This window comes from Rhodococcus sp. p52 (genome assembly GCF_000763325.2).
In the GTDB taxonomy this organism is placed as follows: domain Bacteria; phylum Actinomycetota; class Actinomycetes; order Mycobacteriales; family Mycobacteriaceae; genus Rhodococcus; species Rhodococcus pyridinivorans.
In genome coordinates this window covers 2,450,109-2,467,592 of sequence record NZ_CP016819.1, presented here as the reverse complement: position 1 = coordinate 2,467,592, position 17,484 = coordinate 2,450,109, and the positions used below count along the sequence as shown (strand labels likewise).

Annotated in this window: 17 protein-coding genes and 1 riboswitch; of the genes, 9 read left to right on the top strand and 8 right to left on the bottom strand. The window is 67.2% G+C overall.

Annotation, left to right across the window (positions count from 1 at the left end; translation table 11 throughout):
- Positions 1–69 precede the first annotated feature (69 nt).
- From IM25_RS11560 to IM25_RS11540, 5 genes are all read right to left on the bottom strand, one after another.
- Positions 70–1,221 carry a cystathionine gamma-synthase gene (locus tag IM25_RS11560; RefSeq protein ID WP_019288736.1) on the bottom strand — a complete coding sequence of 384 codons (1,152 nt, stop codon included), beginning with the start codon at positions 1,219–1,221 and terminating at the stop codon, positions 70–72.
- Between the two features lie 13 nt (positions 1,222–1,234).
- Positions 1,235–2,620, bottom strand: coding sequence for a cystathionine beta-synthase (locus tag IM25_RS11555; protein WP_065996050.1), 1,386 nt, complete (start codon positions 2,618–2,620; stop codon positions 1,235–1,237).
- A 119-nt stretch (positions 2,621–2,739) separates the two neighbouring features.
- Entirely contained in the window at positions 2,740–3,582 is an 843-nt protein-coding gene (locus tag IM25_RS11550) for a Bax inhibitor-1/YccA family protein (protein ID WP_006553873.1), read from the bottom strand.
- 96 nt (positions 3,583–3,678) lie between these two features.
- The gene (locus IM25_RS11545; protein WP_033097232.1) at positions 3,679–4,821 is read right to left on the bottom strand and encodes a class I SAM-dependent methyltransferase; all 1,143 of its coding nucleotides are present in this window, start codon (positions 4,819–4,821) and stop codon (positions 3,679–3,681) included.
- Between the two features lie 7 nt (positions 4,822–4,828).
- Positions 4,829–5,185, bottom strand: coding sequence for a hypothetical protein (locus IM25_RS11540; RefSeq protein ID WP_033097231.1), 357 nt, complete (start codon positions 5,183–5,185; stop codon positions 4,829–4,831).
- A 159-nt stretch (positions 5,186–5,344) separates the two neighbouring features.
- On the opposite strand from IM25_RS11540, the gene IM25_RS11535 reads away from it, so the two are divergent.
- Complete coding sequence (locus IM25_RS11535) at positions 5,345–8,845, top strand: serine/threonine-protein kinase (RefSeq protein WP_065996518.1); 3,501 nt, start codon at positions 5,345–5,347, stop codon at positions 8,843–8,845.
- 57 nt (positions 8,846–8,902) lie between these two features.
- Positions 8,903–9,922, top strand: coding sequence for a magnesium transporter CorA family protein (locus IM25_RS11530; protein WP_033097370.1), 1,020 nt, complete (start codon positions 8,903–8,905; stop codon positions 9,920–9,922).
- 29 nt (positions 9,923–9,951) lie between these two features.
- Here IM25_RS11530 and IM25_RS26425 read toward each other — a convergent pair whose 3' ends face one another.
- Complete coding sequence (locus tag IM25_RS26425) at positions 9,952–10,128, bottom strand: hypothetical protein (protein WP_162836410.1); 177 nt, start codon at positions 10,126–10,128, stop codon at positions 9,952–9,954.
- Positions 10,129–10,247: 119 nt separating this feature from the next.
- Between IM25_RS26425 and IM25_RS11525 the strand changes: the two genes are divergently transcribed.
- Positions 10,248–10,445: a CsbD family protein gene (locus IM25_RS11525; protein WP_019288742.1), complete on the top strand. Its 198-nt coding sequence runs from the start codon at positions 10,248–10,250 to the stop codon at positions 10,443–10,445.
- 138 nt (positions 10,446–10,583) lie between these two features.
- Here the strand turns inward: IM25_RS11525 and IM25_RS11520 are convergent, their stop codons facing one another.
- Positions 10,584–10,781 (bottom strand): hypothetical protein, encoded by a 198-nt coding sequence (locus tag IM25_RS11520; protein WP_006553868.1) that lies wholly within the window; start codon positions 10,779–10,781, stop codon positions 10,584–10,586.
- 220 nt (positions 10,782–11,001) lie between these two features.
- Here IM25_RS11520 and IM25_RS26420 point away from each other — a divergent pair, with 220 nt between their 5' ends.
- Positions 11,002–11,148, top strand: a complete 147-nt coding sequence (locus IM25_RS26420) for a hypothetical protein (RefSeq protein ID WP_198162481.1) — start codon at positions 11,002–11,004, stop codon at positions 11,146–11,148.
- 7 nt (positions 11,149–11,155) lie between these two features.
- On the opposite strand, the gene IM25_RS11515 is transcribed toward IM25_RS26420, so the two are convergent.
- Entirely contained in the window at positions 11,156–12,868 is a 1,713-nt protein-coding gene (locus tag IM25_RS11515) for a hypothetical protein (RefSeq protein ID WP_232333310.1), read from the bottom strand.
- A 318-nt stretch (positions 12,869–13,186) separates the two neighbouring features.
- A riboswitch (TPP riboswitch) is annotated at positions 13,187–13,283 on the top strand.
- Here IM25_RS11515 and IM25_RS11510 point away from each other — a divergent pair.
- The 5 genes from IM25_RS11510 to IM25_RS11490 all read left to right on the top strand — a co-directional run bounded on the left by IM25_RS11510 (position 13,266) and on the right by IM25_RS11490 (position 17,464).
- Positions 13,266–14,333, top strand: a complete 1,068-nt coding sequence (locus IM25_RS11510; RefSeq protein ID WP_259443599.1) for an ABC transporter substrate-binding protein — start codon at positions 13,266–13,268, stop codon at positions 14,331–14,333. (Overlaps the previous riboswitch by 18 nt.)
- Positions 14,311–15,096, top strand: coding sequence for an ABC transporter permease (locus IM25_RS11505; protein ID WP_198162480.1), 786 nt, complete (start codon positions 14,311–14,313; stop codon positions 15,094–15,096). Before IM25_RS11510 ends, IM25_RS11505 begins: the two co-directional genes overlap by 23 nt.
- The gene (locus IM25_RS11500) at positions 15,093–15,863 is read left to right on the top strand and encodes an ABC transporter ATP-binding protein (RefSeq protein WP_006553864.1); all 771 of its coding nucleotides are present in this window, start codon (positions 15,093–15,095) and stop codon (positions 15,861–15,863) included. Before IM25_RS11505 ends, IM25_RS11500 begins: the two co-directional genes overlap by 4 nt.
- A gap of 126 nt (positions 15,864–15,989) precedes the next feature.
- A complete protein-coding gene (locus IM25_RS26820) occupies positions 15,990–16,445 on the top strand; it encodes a hypothetical protein (protein WP_016691252.1) in 456 nt (151 codons plus the stop codon).
- The gene (locus IM25_RS11490) at positions 16,418–17,464 is read left to right on the top strand and encodes an IS3 family transposase (protein ID WP_033098889.1); all 1,047 of its coding nucleotides are present in this window, start codon (positions 16,418–16,420) and stop codon (positions 17,462–17,464) included. Before IM25_RS26820 ends, IM25_RS11490 begins: the two co-directional genes overlap by 28 nt.
- The last annotated feature ends 20 nt before the right edge of the window (positions 17,465–17,484 follow it).

The window sequence follows — 17,484 nt, the reverse complement described above, 5'->3', positions numbered from 1 at the left end:
TTCCCGATCGACACGAGAAGAAGGCGTCCTTCGGGACGCCTTCTTCTCCTGTCTTCTACGACCGGTGTGTCAGCCGAGCGCCTGTTCGACGTCGGCGAGCAGGTCGGCGGCATCCTCGATACCCACCGACAGCCGGACGAGATCCTCGGGGACCTCGAGCAGCGACCCGGCGGTGGAGGCGTGGGTCATCGCACCCGGATGCTCGATGAGCGACTCCACACCACCGAGCGACTCGGCGAGGGTGAAGATCTCGGTGCGCTTGCAGAAGTCCAGCGCGGCCTGGCGGCCACCGGCGAGGCGCACGGAAATCATGCCACCGAAGCGACGCATCTGCTTGGCCGCGTACTCGTGGCCCGGATGCGATTCGAGACCCGGGTACAGCACCTTGGTCACGGCGGAATGTCCCGACAGGAAGTCGACGAGCTTCTCGGCGTTGTCGGAGTGCTTCTCCATCCGCACCGCGAGCGTCTTGATGCCGCGCAGCGTGAGGAAGGCGTCGAACGGGCCCGGCACGGCGCCCGCACCGTTCTGCAGGAACGCGAAGGCGGCGTCGAGCTCTTCGTCGTTCGTCACCAGCGCGCCACCGACGACGTCGGAGTGACCACCGATGTACTTGGTGGTCGAATGCAGCACGACGTCGGCACCGAAGGTGAGCGGCTGCTGCAGGTACGGCGACGCGAAGGTGTTGTCGACGACGAGCTTGGCACCACCCTCGTGCGCGATGTCGGCGAGCGCCGAGATGTCGCCGATGTTGAGCAGCGGGTTGGTGGGCGTCTCCACCCACACGAGCTTGGTGTTCGGGCGCACGGCCGCGCGCACCTCGTCGGCGTCGTTGATCGCGGCCGGGGTGTACTCGATCCCCCACTGCGTGAACACCTTGTCGATGAGACGGAAGGTGCCGCCGTACGCGTCGTTGGGGATGACGAGGTGGTCGCCCGGACGCAGCACCGAACGGAGCAGGCAGTCGGTAGCGGCCATGCCCGAGCCGAACGCCCGGCCGTAGGTGCCGTTCTCGAGCGCGGCGAGGTTCGCCTCGAGGGGACGACGGGTGGGGTTGCCGGTGCGGGCGTACTCGAAGCCGTTGCGCATCTCGCCGACGCCGTCCTGGGCGAAGGTCGACGACGCGTAGATCGGCACGTTGACGGCACCGGTCTGGGGGTCGGGCTCGTACCCGGCGTGGATGGCGCGGGTCGCGAAACCGTGCTGGTTCTGGTCTGTCATGAAGATCTGTGTCCTATCGGCCTTGAGAGATGAATCCGAGCAGGTCGTGGCGGGGGATGACACCGACGGGCTTGCCGTCGTCGATCACCATGAGCGCGTCGGTATCGCCGAACGCCTTCGTGGCGGAGTCGATCGACTCGCCCACGCCGATGTTCGGCAGCGGCGGGCTCATGTGCTTCTCGACCGGATCGGCGAGATTCGCGCGACCTTCGAAGACGGCGCTGAGCAGTTCGCGCTCGCTGACCGAACCAGCCACCTCACCTGCGGTGACGGGCGGTTCGGCACCCACGACCGGCATCTGCGAGACGCCGTACTCCCGAAGGATCTCGATGGCGTCGCGCACCGTCTCGGACGGGTGGGTGTGCACGAGGTCGGGCAGGTCGCCGCTCTTGCCGCGCAGCACGTCGCCGACGGTGGAGTCGTCGGGCTTGCCGTCGAGCGGCGCGCGGAGGAAGCCGTAGCTGGCCATCCACTTGTCGTTGAAGATCTTCGACATGTAGCCGCGACCACCGTCGGGCAGCAGCACGACAACGACCGCGTCGGGGCCCTCGCGCTCGGCAACCTGCAGTGCGGCGACGACGGCCATGCCGCAGGAGCCACCGACGAGCAGGCCTTCCTCGCGGGCGAGGCGACGGGTCATCTCGAACGAGTCGGCGTCGGAGACGGCGATGATCTCGTCGGGGATCGACGGGTCGTAGGCCGAGGGCCAGAAGTCCTCACCGACACCTTCGACGAGGTACGGCCGGCCGGTGCCGCCCGAGTACACCGAGCCCTCGGGGTCGACGCCGACGACCTTCACCGCACCGTTGGAGACCTCCTTGAGGTACCGGCCGGTACCCGAGATGGTGCCGCCGGTGCCGACGCCAGCGACGAAGTGCGTGATCTTGCCGTCGGTGTCGTTCCAGATCTCCGGGCCGGTGGTCTCGTAGTGGCTCGCCGGGCCCCCCGGGTTGGAGTACTGGTTGGGCTTCCAGCCACCGGGGAGCTCACGGGCGAGACGGTCGGAGACGCTGTAGTAGCTGTCGGGGTGCTCCGGCGGGACCGCGGTCGGGCACACGACCACCTCGGCACCGTAGGCCCGCAGCACGTTGCGCTTGTCCTCGCCGACCTTGTCGGGGCACACGAACACGCACTTGTAGCCGCGCTGCTGCGCGACCAGGGCCAGGCCGATGCCGGTGTTGCCGGAGGTGGGCTCGACGATCGTCCCGCCCGGCTTCAGTTCGCCCGACGCTTCGGCCGCATCGATCATCTTCACCGCGATACGGTCCTTGGAGCTGCCGCCGGGATTGAGGTATTCGATCTTCGCCGCTACGAGCCCCGATCCGGGTTTCACCACCGTGTTGAGCTTGACGAGGGGGGTGTTTCCGATGAGGTCGATGACGGAATCCGCAATGCGCATGACTCCATGTTCCCACGTCGTGGCTTTCCGACAGGGTGAAGGTGTACACCCCTGGGAAAACACCCCCTGGGAAACGACGAAGACCCCGGACCGTGGTCCGGGGTCTTCATGGCGTACTGCTAGTCGTTCTGGAAGTAGCTGAGCAGTCGCAGGATCTCTACGTACAGCCACACCAGGGTGACGGTCAGGCCGAGGGCGACGCCCCAGGCGGCCTTCTCGGGGGCCTGTGCGCGGATCAGCTGATCGGCGGAGTCGAAGTCCAGCAGGAAGCTGAACGCCGCGATGCCGATGCACACGAGGCTGAAGATGATGGCGATCGGGCCGCCGTCGCGCAGGCCCAGGCCACCGTCGATGAAGAAGCCGGCGACGAGGTTGCCCAGCGCCAGGACCAGGACACCGACGAGGGCGCCGACGATCATGCGGGTCAGGCGCGGCGTGACGCGGATGGCGCCGGTGCGGTACACGACGAGCATGCCGAAGAACACGCCGAAGGTACCGAGGACGGCCTGCGCGATCAGAGTCGCGCCGCCGGCGCCACCGAACGTGATGTCGGTGAACATGAACGACAGCGCGCCGAGGAAGAAGCCTTCCGCCACCGCATAGGCGAGGACGATCGCCGGGTTGTCCATCTTGCGGCCGAACGTCGCGACCAGCACCAGGACGAGGCCGATCAGACCGCCGCCGATGACGAACGGAGCTGCCAGGCCGACGTTGGAGTTGACCAGGACGTAGGAGATGAGTGCCGAGACGGCGAGCACGCCGAGCGTGATGCCGGTCTTGGTGACGACGTCGTCGATCGTCATGGTCCGCTGGTCGGTGGGACGTGCCCACGGATCCGTCTGGGGCTGACCGAATTGCTGGGTGGCCTGCGCGGCGCCCGCCGTCGCAGAGCCGAACGTGGCGTATCCGCCGCCCTCTTGCTTGGGCAGGTTGCGGAACACCGGGTTACTGGTGGTGCGCACCGTGCACTTCCCTTCTCGTGGTCGCTTCTGTCCGTTCAACGAGGCAGTAACCTCACGAGTTCCCGTTTCGTCGAGAAAGCTCGGACTAATCGGACTCTACCGGCTCCGTACCGACCTGGTCACCGTGAACTTGCGGTTGCGGCCCTCGACGCGGGTCGGCCCGACGATGCCCGACAGCGCGGGGCGGTAGTCGAGGTGGCGGTTGTAGACCGTCCACATCTGTCCTCCCGGGCGGAGGATCCGGGCTGCGGCGTCGAACATCTTGTGGGCCGCGCCGGTGTGCATGGCGGCGCCGATGTGGAAGGGCGGATTACACACCACGAGGTCGACCGACCCGGCGGCGATCGAACTCGCGGCGTCGTCGCGGAGCGTGTCGATCCGGTCGGCGAGCCCGTTCGCGGCGGCCGTCTCCGCGGCGGAGGCGACGGCGGCGGCGGAGTGATCGGTCGCGATCAGGCGAACGTCGGGCAGTTGCCGGGCGAGCATCGCGGCGAGGATGCCGGTGCCGCAGCCGAGGTCCACCGCGATCTGCTCGTCCGTGTCGTTACGGGGGAAGTCGAGACGGGGGAAGAAGTCGAGGAGGAAACGGGTACCGATGTCGAGGCGCGGGCCGGCGAAGGCGGCCCCGTGCGCGACCACGGTGAGGCCGAGTTCGTCGAGCCTCTCACGGACGGGATACGAGGCCGGTCCGGGCGTTGCTCGGCGCGCGGTGAGCACACGCGACTTCTGCCGTCCCCGCGACGCGCGGACCTCTGCGAAGGACGCAGCGAGGACGTCGTTCATCGCAAGGCTGATGTGCTTGTCGCGGCCACCGGCGAACACGACGACCTCGGGGTCGGCGTGGCGGGCCACGATCTCGGCGATCTCGGTGAGCGCCGACAGCGAACGGGGAAGACGCAGCAGTACCACTCGGGCACCGGCGAGCAGGTCCGCGTCGAGTCCGCAGGAACGGTAGCGGTCGGTGAGATCCTCACGCTCGGCGTTCGCAGCCAGGGCGCGTTCGGCCACCACCGAGTCCTGATGCACCCGGATCCGCTCCGCGCCGAACCGGACGGCCGCACCCAGGGTCAGGGCGCCGTACTGGTCGTCGACGACCACGATCGTGCCCGGCGCTGCGGATTCCAGTGCGGGCGCGGCTTCGTCGAGGAGCAGGCGATCGGCCCCGTCGACGGCGAACAGGTTGGGCGCTTCCACATCCGGGAAGCGCCTCAACCTGTCGTACAACTCGTCGATCACCACTCGACCGTCAGCACTCGCCCTTTCCGGCGTTCTCGATGGCACGCAGGGTGTCGGCCTGCTCCTCTTCGCTGAGATCCTGCCAGGCCGGGAGCTGCTGCTGGGCGTCGGCGACGGCCTGGGCAGCTGCCACGCGGTCCTGGCCCCACTCCTCGAGCTCGTCGAGGTAGGGCAGCAGAGCCTCGCAGTTCTCCTCGTAGCTCTTACCGAGTTCGACGCTGGTGCCCGAGCTGCCGGCCTCCGCCGAAGCCGAGGTGCTCGTCGTGGTGGTGGTCTCCTCGGCCGAGTCGGATCCGTCCGAGGATCCACACGCCGCCGCAAGCAGGACCACACCTGCACCGAACAGCGCCGCGAGAGTCTTCTTCATCTATGTCCCACTTCTGGTCGCAGTGTCGTTTCGTCCGTTCCCGGTGAGGCACCGTGGTCCGGCCGGACCACGTTAGAACAGGGGCGACGCACGATCTGCGGCGGGCGTGCACATTTCGAGACTATCCTGGGGAAACGGCTTCCCGAGGTGATTGCGCCGATGACCGAGAACGATCCGGCCGCCACTCAGCGCGCGCCGATTGTCGACGTCGCAGAGACGGACATCGTGCGCGCGCTGCACGATGCCGGTTTCACCGATGCCGTGGAGATCGGCCGCGGCGGCTTCGGTGTGGTCTACCGCTGCCGGCAGGCCGAACTCGACCGCGACGTCGCGGTGAAAGTGCTGCGCCGCTCCCCCGACCCCGCCGATCTCGAACGCTTCCTACGCGAGCAACGCGCGATGGGGCGGCTCTCCGGCCACCCCAACATCGTCACCGTGCTGCAGGCCGGCGCGACGGACACGGGCCTGCCCTATCTGGTGATGCACTATCACCCGCACGACTCTCTCGACACCCGCATCCGGCGGCACGGACCGATCGCCTGGCCGGAGGCGGTCCGGATCGGGGTGAAGGTCGCCGGTGCACTCGAGACGGCGCATCGTTCCGACGTCCTGCACCGCGACATCAAGCCCGGCAACATCCTGCTCACCGAGTACGGCGAACCGCAGCTGACGGATTTCGGTATCGCCCGCGTCGGCGGCGGCTTCCGCACCACTGCCGGTGAGATCACCGGTTCCCCCGCGTTCACGGCACCGGAGGTGCTGCGCGGTCATGCCGCGACTCCGGCCGCCGACGTCTACGGCCTCTCCGCGACCCTGTTCGCGGCGATCACCGGTCACGCCGCCTTCGAGCGCAAGGAGGGCGAGAAGATCGTCGCGCAGTTCGTGCGCATCACCTCCGAGCCCGTCCCCGACCTGCGCGGCGAGGGCATCCCCGACGACGTGTGCGAGGCCCTCGAGCGCGGCATGGCGACCGATGCCGAGGACCGGCCGCAGACGGCCGCCGAGTTCGGCGATCTGCTCCGCGACGTCCAGCGCGCCCACAACCTGCCCATCGACGAGATGGCGCTGCCCGGGTCACCGCCGTCCGGCCCGCTCCCGCCGCGTTCGGCGCCACCGCTCACCGGACCGGCCTCGACGGTCTCCGGCCGGTCGTCCACGGTCTCGGGACGCACCGGTCCGTCCACCGCACCGTCGACCAGGTTCCGGCCGCCCTCGACCTCACGTCCTCTGATCGAACGCAGCCGTCTGATCTCGTTCCTGCGGGCAGGCGGACGACGCCGTCTCGTCCCCATCCACGCCCCCACCGGCTTCGGTAAGTCCACCCTCGCGACGCAGTGGCGCAACGTACTCGCCGCCGAGGGAGTGCCGGTCGCGTGGTTGACGGTGGACAGCGACGACAACAACGTCCTGTGGTTCCTCGCGCACCTCGTCGAGGCCATGAAGCAGATCCGGCCGGTCCTCGCGCGCGAACTGGGCCAGATCCTCGACGCGCACGGCGACGAGGCCGAACGGTACGTACTGTGCACGCTCATCGACGAGTTGCACCGCACCGACACCGCGGCGACGCTGGTGATCGACGACTGGCACCGCGTCACGTCGACGGAGACCGTCGCTGCCCTCGAGTTCCTGCTCGACCGCGGATGCCATCACCTGCAGCTCGTGGTGACGAGCCGCAACCGATCCGGACTTCCGCTCAGCTGCATGCGTGTTCGCGACGAGCTGGTCGAGATCGATTCGACGGCATTGCGGTTCGGGGTGGACGAATCGAACGCCTTCTTGCGCGACATCGGCGGGGTAGACCTCGGCCCCGAGGACGTGGAGGATCTCACCCGCACCACGGAGGGCTGGGCCGCAGCCCTGCAGCTCGCGTCGTTGTCGTTGCGCGACAGCGACGATCCGTCGTGGCTCATCGAGAACATCACCGGTCGGCACCACGCGATCGGTGAGTTCCTCGCCGACAACGTGCTGGCCGGTCTCGAACCCCGGATGTACGAATTCCTCCTCGCGACGAGCATCACCGAATCGATCAGCGGCAGCCTCGCCGCGGCGCTCACGGGCGATCCGCGCAGCCAGGCGATGCTCGAGGAGGCGGAGGAACGCGACCTGTTCCTGCGGCACGTCGACGACGAACGCGTGTGGTTCCGCTATCACCACCTGTTCCTCGACTTCCTGCGTCGACGTCTCGAACGCGACCATCCCGAGAAGGTCGCGGACCTGAATCGCACCGCCGCCGACTGGTTCGCCCGCAACCGCATGCTGCAGGAGGCCGTCGACCACGCCCTCGCCGCCAACGACACCGACTTCGCCGTCGACCTGCTCGCCGACGACGGCATGTACCTGATGGAGCACGGGCACATCGCCACGCTGCTCGCCCTGATCGACAAACTGCCGCCGCGGGCCGTCGCAAACGATCCGCGCCTGCTGCTCACGCAGGCCTGGGCGAACAGTGCGCTGCTGCGGTTGGACCGATGCCGCAGAACCCTCGCGGCAGTACGGGAACTGCTCGACCGTGGGGTGACGGACAGCTACGACGTCGAAGCACTCCACATCGAGGCGGATGCCGTCGAGGCGTCGATCCTGATGAACTCCGACCGCATCGACGGCATCTACGAACTCATCGCGCCGTGCCTGGAGAATCCGACCTCCGTGCACCCGTGGGTGGTGGCGGCCGCAGCCGACTTCGCCTCGTACGCCGACATCTTCCGCTTCGACTTCACCTCAGCGATCCGGCGGCAGGAATGGGCGGAGCCCTACCACCGCGAGACCCGCGGACCGTTCGCGTCGATCTACGGTCAGTGCCTGTGCGGCATCGCCGCGAACGAACGACTCGACGTCGCCTCGGCCGAGAAGTACTTCCGCACAGCGCTGCGCCGAGCGCGACGAAACGGCGGAATCCACACCCACGGAGGGCGTCTCGCCGCTGCCATGCTCGGAGAGCTGCTCTACGAACAGGGACGGACCGCCGAGGCCGAAGCACTGCTCGACGAGAGCAACCTGCTCGGAATAGAAGGCGGTGGAACGGATTTCCTCATCGCTCGCTTCGGTACCGCTGCGCGCCTGAAGATGTTGCAGGGCAACCGGGAGGAAGCCGTCGCCCTGCTCGCCGAAGGACTGCGGGTCGCGGCGCTGCACGACCTGCCGCGCCTGCGGGCACGCATCGAGAACGAACGGGTCCGGCTCGGAATCGCCACTCCAGGTCCCTCGACACGCACGATGCCGGAGAACACCACACCCCACCCCGACGGAACCGTCGAGATCACCCTCCAGATCGAGGACTCCACCGCGATCCGGCTGCTCAGCGAGAACGGGGAGCCCGAGGCGTCGGAACAGGCCGTCGAATGGGCGCGGATGTGGGTACAGCGCACCACCTCGCGTCCCCGCGCCCACCTGCAGGCCCACCGTCTGCTCGCCTCCTGCCTGCACGCGGCCGGACGCATCGAGGAGGCCGAGGAGACCCTGGCCGTCGTGGTCGACGCGTGCGCGGCGCGCGGAATGGTGCGCTATCTGACCGACGGCGGGCCACACGTGATCGCCACGCTCACCTCGATGCGGGTACGGATCGAACAGGGTCTGCGGCCTGACGATCGGCCACGGATCGACCTCGGGTTCGTCGACGAGGTGCTGCGATTGGTGGACACCGAGCATCGTCCTGTCGTGTGAGCCCGGTCGTGACGGGAACGTGGTGTGAAGCCCGCCGATTTCGGGGACACTGCCGAGGTGACGGACCGATACGACAACTCCATCCGGACCCGGCGGTGGGCCCACGGGAAACTCGTCGACGAAGGTTTCCCGCTCTCAGCCGTCTCGGAGCATCTCGCCGATCCCGAGGCCCTCGTCTGGGTGGATCTGTGGAATCCCGATCACACGGCTCTGCTCGAACTCGCCGAGGAATGGAACCTCGACCCGCACGCCGTCGAGGATTCGCTCGCACACGGCGAGCGCACGAAGGCCACCCGCTACGCCACCCATACCTTCCTCACGGTCTACGCGACACACCTGTTTCCGGATTCCGAGGACGAGAATCAAGCGCACGAGTCCCGGCTCCGCACCACCCGGATCTCCGCCTTCGTCCTGCCCCGCGGCGTCGTCACCGTTCGCCGCGGCACTCCGTTCGACATCGACGAGGCGGTGCGCAGGTGGGACGAGAACACCGACCTGCTGCAGTACGGACCGGGTGCGCTGATCCACGGCCTGCTCGACACGGTCGTCGACGGGCAGTTCGAGACCATCCAGGAACTCGACGACGCCGCCGAGGACCTCGAGGACTGCCTCTTCGAGGACGGCGCCTCCACCCGGCAGATCCAGCGACGCGTCTACCGGCTCCGCAAGGAACTCGTGCAGCTCCGGCGGGTTGTGCTGCCGATGCGCGAGGTCGTCAATGCCGTCCTGCGGACCCGCGCCGAGAGCAACCACCACCCCGAACTCGACAGTTCCTACAACGACCTCTACGACCACGTGATGCGTGCTGCGGAGTGGACCGATTCACTGCGCGAGATGGTGAACACCGTCTTCGAGACGAACCTGTCGCTGCAGGACGCGCGCCTGAACATCGTCATGAAGAAACTGACGGGATGGGCCGCGATCATCGCCGTCCCCACGGCCGTCACCGGTTGGTACGGCATGAACGTGCCCTATCCCGGGGTAGGCGAGGCCTGGGGACTGATGAGTGGGGTCGGGATCATGGTCGTGTCGGCGATCGTGCTCTACGTGCTCTTCAAGCGCCGCGACTGGTTGTGAACCCCGCGTTGCTCGGTGAACGGCTCTGTTCAGAGGAAAACTACGAGCAGCACGACGATCACGACGACCACCGCGACGGCTGCGATCACCGCCCCCGCCGAACGCCGGCGCTGCACCGGCCCGTCGCGGACGAGTTCGGGATCGGCGTCGGGCGCGTCCCCGATCGGGTCGTTGTTCTCGGGACCGGAGTTGGTGGGATGCGACATCGGTCTCCTCCTGGCTGTCTGTGTCGAAGTCTGACACGGACGAGCCGGTCGTGTTCGGTTTCAGGCTGTTCGGGTGGGGTACTCCGTCAGAGCAACGTTCGATGACACAGGAGGACCCCATGGCCGACTTCGTCGATAAGGCAAAGCACAAGGCAGAAGAAGCGGGCGGCAAGATCAAGGAGAACACCGGTCAGGCGACCGGCGATCGTGATCTCGAAGCCGAGGGTCGCGGCGACCAGGCCTCCAGCGGTCTGAAGCAGGCAGGCGACAAGGTCTCGGATGCCGTCGAGAACGTCAAGGACGCTTTCAAGAAGTAGCCCTTGAACTGCGCGGTGCCGGTAGTTACGACTACCGGCACCGCGCTGTTGAGGTGCTCGGCACCGCGCTGTTGAGGTGCTCGGCACCGCGCTGTGTCGGTGCGTGCAGCACCCCGCTCTCACGGGGTGCTGCCGGGACTACTTCGAGGAGGTGCCTTCGGTGTCGTCGAAGAAGTGCCAGGTACCGTCCTGCTCGTTCTGCGCCTCCATACGCCAGCCGAGTTCGCTGTTGTCGGCGCGCTGGTCGACGAACCAGGCGTGCGCGTCGTCCGCGCTCTCGATTTCCTTGGTATCCACGACGTTCCCGGTCGGGTCGATCACTCTGTAGGTAGCCATGCCGAGTGTCTTCCCACGCGACTCGCCGGTCAAACGTCGCGCGAACCTTCTGGTGTAGGGTGGAGACATCGTTCGGCTCGCACATGATGAGCAACCTCGCACCACAGTGCCCGAAGGTTCCGAACCGGACGTGAGAGTTCCCCGCCGCGTGTACCGCGGCCCCTCTTCTTCGCACTGCCCCACGGCTGGGGTCTACCCGGCCGCACCCGAAAGGACGGCCATGAGCCAGAACAAAGAATTCGACGGACCCCTCTTCCTCGCGCCCACCACTCCGGAGACCGACGCCGAGACCGAACCCGTCACCGCTGTCGCCGAGGTGAGCGCCCCCCACGACTACACCTCGATCTTCTCCGCGCGCGGCGCCTGATCCCGCCTCATCCGACTGTGAAGCTACCGACTCGGTCGGCTGCGAAGTCGGCGAGCGTCTGCGATACCTGCTCGGGCCGCCCGTCGTTCTGATCGGCGGCCGCAGTGAGTACATCGATGTGCTTGTATCCGGGCAGCACCCACCTGCGTTCGTTCGGATGAGCCTTCTCCGGCAACGGGATCCCGCCGCTCGCCACCAGCGTCACCACAGGATTGCGCGCGACACCGTCGCGGTGGAGATGCCCTTCGAAGCGGGTCGCCGATGCGAGGTCGAACGGAAGCCTCGACGGGAAGTACCACTCGGTGAAATCCAGTGGTGGCTCCGACAGATTCCGCGCCAGCTCCGCGATCGACGTCACCTCGCTCCCCCGATCGGTGTACCGCGCCTCGTCGGGTGACGACGCCCCAGTGCCCACCTCGTCGTAGTCGAGCCACCGGTAGACGACTCCCGGATCCGCGAACACCGCCGGCGACGCCTTGAGCGCATCGCCGAAGAATCCCGACCCGAGCACCTCCGGCGTGGCGGGAACAGGAAACAGCTTGTCGCGCACGGGCGCCCCGGTAATGAATCCGACGCTCACCTGCAGGAACCCCAGCGGTTGCGAATTGTCGTCGAGGATCGCGCCGAGCACCGCCTCGTTGGTCGCGTTCAACGTCCGCACATCCGGGTCGCCCGTCGCGAACATCGCGTAGTCCCCCGACAACAGAGTGCGCAACGTCCAGTCGATGTTCGGGTTGTCGGGCATGCGCGGGACAATGCCGTCGGTGCTGTCCGGGTCCAGTCGCGCGGCGAGTCCGGTGAGTGCGAGCAGATTCGTCGTCTCGGGATTGATGACCGTGGGAAGTGCCAGCACCGGCGATGCCGTCGAGATGGAGCCGAAGAACGCATCGAGTGGCGCCGAGACCGCTTCGGGCAGATCCGGGAGGGCACTCTGCCCGGGGGAGGGCGCTCCCGCCTCGATCACCGTATCGAGCGCAAAGTACCCGCCGCACTGGTTGTAACCGGCGTCGCCCGTGGTGGCGGGATCTCCGTCGAAGTCCCATTCCGCGAAGTAGCCGGTGATGAAACCACCGAGAGAATGTCCGCCGCACAACACTTTCCGTTTCCGCAGTTCCGGGTCGGAGAGTTCGTGACGCAGCAGGTCGTACTGGTCGCGCAGCGTCTGCTCGATGCCGACATGCGAGAGCCACGCGACGTCGGCGCCGCTCGCGTGGCCGGCGAATCGTCGCCCGTCCACTTCGGCACCGCGGAAGTAGTAGTCGGTCGCGGTATCGAGCGAACCCGTCCGCAGTGCCGCCCGGGTACCGGCGTGGTCCTCGAGGCAGTTCGATCGCCGGTCGAGTGCCCAGAACTCGATGTGGGCACCGCGAGTCGCGGCCGCGACGACGGTGTTGCGCGCGACGCTCTCGAATGCACCCGCTCCCTCGAAGATCCCCGGTTGGGCGACGAGGATCCGGTCGGCGTCGGCCGAACTCTCCGGTCCGTCGGCCGACCGCCACCGCAGATACGACAACCGGTCGCACGCGGCGGGTCGCGGTCCCGCTTCCGCCGGCAGCGGCGCGGGTATCGACACTACGGACCCGAGCACCTCGCCGGCCAGCGGCGCCGACGAGTCATACGGCATTTCGGTGCGTCCGCTCGTCTCCGCCGACACCACCGATGCCGTCAGGACACTTCCCATCACCGCCGCAGCCATCGCGGCGCCCATCATTGCGCGCATCCCATCCCCCGATCGGTTCGTGCGTATTGAACACCGTTGCGGGAGTCGGGTCTACGGAAACAACAGAAGAACGGACCCGTCGGAGTTCACCGACGGCCCTTCATCGTCCGCGCAAGGGAGAGACATGCGCAGAGCGACGGTCCCTGCCGTTCGGGGGAGGTGGCAGGGACCATCACTCGAAGAGTCGGGATCTTCGATCCTTCCGTTGCGGGTGAAATGTGAGGGTGACATCCTGACCTGGGCATTTCCGTAACTTCGGGTCACATCTTCCGTTCTGCTCCCGTCCCGGCGGCCCCAGGAGGGCATGGTGCTAGGGTCGCCCGTGACACGGGGTGCTCCGCACGAGCGGGGCTGAGATCACACCCGTCGAACCTGACCAGGTAATGCTGACGAAGGGATGTCCCGACATGACCACGCCTGTACCCACATCGATCCGTCCCCTGCCCGCGCAGTGAAGGCGCGGCGGACTCTCGCCGGACTGCTCACCCTCGTCGCCGCACTCTCCGCGGTCGTCGGGTGCTCGTCCGATTCCGGGAGCGACACCATCCGATTCGCGTTGGACTGGACGCCCAACACCAATCACACCGGCCTGTACGTGGCGCAGCAGGAAGGTCTGTTCGCCGATGCGGGTCTCGACGTCGAGATCCTGCCGTACAACAACGCGACCCCCGACACCCTCGTCGACGCGGGTAGCGCCGAGTTCGGAATCTCCACGCACGCCACATCGACCATCGCCAGAGCCGCCGGGTCCCGGACCGTCGCGGTCCTCGCACCGCTGCAGCACTGGGCGACGGGGATCGCCGTGCGGGCCGACAACGCCGAGATCACGCGGCCGGCGGATCTCGACGGCAAGACCTTCGCGGGCTTCGCCAACCCTGGTGAGGACGAGATGCTCGCCGAAGTGATCCGCAACGACGGTGGCCGCGGTGAGTTCGAGAACGTGACGCTCGGGACGTCGTCGTACGAGGCCGTCTACTCGTCGACCGCCGACTTCACCGTGTCGTACCTGGCGTGGGAGGGTCTCGAGGCCGAGCACCGCGGCCTGCCCATGCGGTACTTCGGCTTCACCGACTACGGCTTCCCCGACGCGTACGCGATCGTCGTCGACGGCAACGAGGACTGGATGACGGAGAACCCGGAGCAGGCACGCGCTTTCGTGCAGGCGCTGCACCAGGGTTACCGGATCGCCGCCGACGACCCCGATCGTGGAGCCCGGGCTCTGCTCGAGGCGAACCCCGGGGCCTTCCCCGACGAGGAACTCGTCTACGAGAGCCAGCGCATGCTCGCCGCCGAGTACATGCGTGACGCCTCCGGCGCCGTCGGAGTCCTCGACGCCGGGAAATGGTCGGGCTATGCCCGGTTCCTGTACGAGAACGGCGTGCTGTCCGGACCCGACGGCAGCCCGTTGACGACCGAGCCGGACTGGTCGACCTATGTCACCGATGACTACCTCGAAGACCGATAGCATCGGCCGCGCACGTCGGCTCCTTCCCGCGCTGCTCATCGCCGGGGCTCTGGTCGCGATCTGGCAGTCGTACGTCGTGGTGAGCGGTGTCCGCCCGCAGGTGTTGCCCTCCCCCGCACGCGTTCTCAGGCAGGGGTGGTCTCATCGCGTCGACATCGCCGGGCACGCCTGGTCCACTCTGCAGGTCACGATGGTCGGGTTCGCCGTGTCGCTGGCACTGGCGTGGGCCCTCGCGATCGTCGTAGACTTCTCGCCTTGGTTGCGGCGGGCCCTCGTGCCGTTGTTCGTGGTGTCGCAGACCCTGCCGATCATCGCGATCGCGCCGTTGATGATCATCTGGTTCGGTTTCGGACTGCTACCGAAGATCCTCGTCATCGCGCTGGTGACGTTCTTCCCCGTCGCGATCGGGCTGCTCGAAGGGTTCGCGGCGGCCGACCGGGAGGCGGGCGCGTTGCTACGCAGTATGGGCGCGTCGCGGTGGCAGCAGTTCCGTTACGTGCGCCTGCCATCCGCGCTCCCCCGCTTCTTCACCGCCCTGCGGATCGGCATCACCTACGCCGTCGTGGGTGCGGTGTTCGCCGAATACGTCGGCGCGACATCCGGTCTGGGCATCTACATGAGCACGCAGAAGAACTCGTTCCGCACCGATCTCGTGCTCGCTGCCGTAGTGGTGACCGCTGCTCTGTCACTCCTGCTGTACGCGCTGACGTTCGTCGTCGAACGGATGGTCGCGCCGTGGGCGCTCACGAGGGGTGAGAGATGAATGCGGTGACGGTGGCCTCGGTCCACAAGTCGTACGGCGACCGGGCGGTGATCGACGGCATCGACTGTGCTGTGGAGCCCGGCGAGTTCGTGTCCCTCATCGGGCCGAGTGGGTGCGGCAAGTCGACGCTGTTCTCGATCGTCGCGGGACTCGAGCAACCCGACACCGGAGAGGTTCTCGTCGGCGACTCCCCCGCGGCACCCGGGCAGGTCGCGCTGATGCCGCAGAAGGACCTGCTGTTCCCGTGGCGGACGGTGCTCGACAACTGCACACTCGGGCTCGAGGTGCAGGGTGTACAGCGATCCGACGCTCGTGCCCGCGCCCGCGAACTGCTGCCGACCTTCGGCCTGGCCGGCTTCGAGGACGCTGCCCCGCACCAACTGTCGGGCGGTATGCGTCAACGCGCGTCGCTCGCACGCACGGTGCTGCAGGGGCGCGACGTGCTCCTGCTCGACGAGCCGTTCGGCGCACTCGATTCGCTGACCCGCACCGAGATGCAACTGTGGTTGCAGCAGGTGTGGCAGCAGCATCGGTGGACGGTGCTGATGGTGACGCACGACGTCCGCGAGGCGGTGTTGCTGTCCGATCGGGTCGTCGTCCTCGGTCCGCGACCGACGCGGGTGCAGCACGAGGTGCGTGTGCACCTGCCCCGACCTCGAACCCTGGAGACGTGCGTGTCGAGCGAGTTCGTGGCGCTCGAACACGAGCTCATGGAGGTCCTGCACCGGTCACGACACGAGGAGCAGCAGAGGTTGCCCTCGGGATAGTCGCCGGCCGAACTGTTCGCCACCAGTGCATCCGCTACAAGATTCGCTATCCGCTACGGCAAATTCGCTGGTTGTCAGGATGTTCGTGAGACACCTGGCAATCAGCGCGGGGATCGGAACACACCCATGATCGACATCCCTGTTGGGCGGACCCGCACCGGCAAACGCGCGTTCTCCATCGCCTACAAGATCGAGTTCCTGCGACAGTGGGACCAATGCATCGAAGTCGGTGCCAAGACCCGTCTACTGCGCGAGACCAACCTCGACTACGCCACCATCACACGTTGGATCCACGCCCGGGATTCGGGAGACTTGGAAGCGTCGATGGTGACCGCAGCAGACAAGTCGAGGGACCGAGTGGACAGTCGAGACCGTGCGGAGCTGGCCAAACTCCGCAAAGAGAACGAACGCCTCCGCGAGAAGGTCGCCCAGGGCGACGCCGCCGTGGAAATCCTGGGAAAAGCATTCGAGCTCTTGCAAGGGATCACCAAGAGTTCGACCGACGAGGACCCGCAGATCCCGCCGTCGTTGATGAGTGCCCGCGAGTACGCGCAATGGCTCGAACGCCGAGGACTGTCCTGACCGACACCGTCACCGCGTTGGCCGCCGCCGGCGTGCCGATCGTGCGTGGCTGCGCATTGCTGGGGATCCCCCGGGCCCGCTACTACCGGGAGGTGCGCGGGTATCGGCACTATCGGCCGGTGTCCGATCCGATCCGGCAGCGGGACCGGCACCAACCGGCCGCGTTGTCACCGGCCGAGAAGGACACCATCGTCGAGGTGATCCTCGCCGAGGGGAACACCCATCTGTCTGTGTGCCAACTGTATTGGCGGTCCTTCGATGAGGGGCTGGTGGAGTGTTCCCAGTCGAGTTTCTATCGAGTGGCGCACTCGCAGAACCTGGTCGGGGACCGACGCCGCAGCCGCAGCGGCGGCCCGGGATCGGGGATCAGCCGCCGCAAACCGGTCGTTCCGGCTCCGGCGGTGGGCACATTGTGGTCGTGGGACATCACTGCGCTCAAGGGGCCACGCACCCAGGACCGGTATCTGCTGTATCTGGTGATCGATGTGTATTCGCGGTTCCCGGTGGCCTGGCGCATCGAGTACGCCGAGACCGCCGCCGCGGCGGTGGAAATGTTCACCGAAGCGTTCACCGCGTTCGGGGCACCGACGGTGCTGCACGCCGACAACGGGGCCTCGATGCGCTCGGGCGCACTGCTCGATGCGCTCGACGAGCAGCAGGTGCTGCCCTCGTACTCGCGGCCGCGGGTCAGTGACGACAATCCGTTTTCCGAGTCGTTGTTCAAGACCATCAAGTACGACCTGTCGTGTCCGCAACGGTTCGACAGCATCGACCATGCCCGGCGGTGGACCGAGGAATTCATGACCCGGTACGCCCTCGAACACCGCCACAGTGGGTTGGGTCGGCACACCCCCGCGTCGGTGTTCCTCGGCACCGCCGTCGAGGAACACCGCCGTCGGCAGGACCGACTCGACCGGATCCATGCCCGGCACCCGCAGCGGTTCCAGCGCCGGCCGCTGGCACCACCCCTACCTCGACCGACCGGAATCAACATCACCCATCTGTCTCAGACAGGTTGACAACTTCCGAATTGCTGTAG

What these genes read in the sequence shown, in the direction of transcription:
- IM25_RS11560 (WP_019288736.1), bottom strand. Translation starts at nt 1,221, where the DNA reads ATGACAGACCAGAACCAGCACGGTTTCGCGACCCGCGCCATCCACGCC.
- IM25_RS11555 (WP_065996050.1), bottom strand. Translation starts at nt 2,620, where the DNA reads ATGCGCATTGCGGATTCCGTCATCGACCTCATCGGAAACACCCCCCTC.
- IM25_RS11540 (WP_033097231.1), bottom strand. Translation starts at nt 5,185, where the DNA reads ATGAAGAAGACTCTCGCGGCGCTGTTCGGTGCAGGTGTGGTCCTGCTT.
- IM25_RS11535 (WP_065996518.1), top strand. Translation starts at nt 5,345, where the DNA reads ATGACCGAGAACGATCCGGCCGCCACTCAGCGCGCGCCGATTGTCGAC.
- IM25_RS26425 (WP_162836410.1), bottom strand. Translation starts at nt 10,128, where the DNA reads ATGTCGCATCCCACCAACTCCGGTCCCGAGAACAACGACCCGATCGGG.
- IM25_RS11525 (WP_019288742.1), top strand. Translation starts at nt 10,248, where the DNA reads ATGGCCGACTTCGTCGATAAGGCAAAGCACAAGGCAGAAGAAGCGGGC.
- IM25_RS11520 (WP_006553868.1), bottom strand. Translation starts at nt 10,781, where the DNA reads ATGGCTACCTACAGAGTGATCGACCCGACCGGGAACGTCGTGGATACC.
- IM25_RS26420 (WP_198162481.1), top strand. Translation starts at nt 11,002, where the DNA reads ATGAGCCAGAACAAAGAATTCGACGGACCCCTCTTCCTCGCGCCCACC.
- IM25_RS11515 (WP_232333310.1), bottom strand. Translation starts at nt 12,868, where the DNA reads ATGCGCGCAATGATGGGCGCCGCGATGGCTGCGGCGGTGATGGGAAGT.
- IM25_RS11510 (WP_259443599.1), top strand. Translation starts at nt 13,266, where the DNA reads ATGTCCCGACATGACCACGCCTGTACCCACATCGATCCGTCCCCTGCC.
- IM25_RS11505 (WP_198162480.1), top strand. Translation starts at nt 14,311, where the DNA reads ATGACTACCTCGAAGACCGATAGCATCGGCCGCGCACGTCGGCTCCTT.
- IM25_RS11500 (WP_006553864.1), top strand. Translation starts at nt 15,093, where the DNA reads ATGAATGCGGTGACGGTGGCCTCGGTCCACAAGTCGTACGGCGACCGG.
- IM25_RS26820 (WP_016691252.1), top strand. Translation starts at nt 15,990, where the DNA reads ATGATCGACATCCCTGTTGGGCGGACCCGCACCGGCAAACGCGCGTTC.
- IM25_RS11490 (WP_033098889.1), top strand. Translation starts at nt 16,418, where the DNA reads ATGGCTCGAACGCCGAGGACTGTCCTGACCGACACCGTCACCGCGTTG.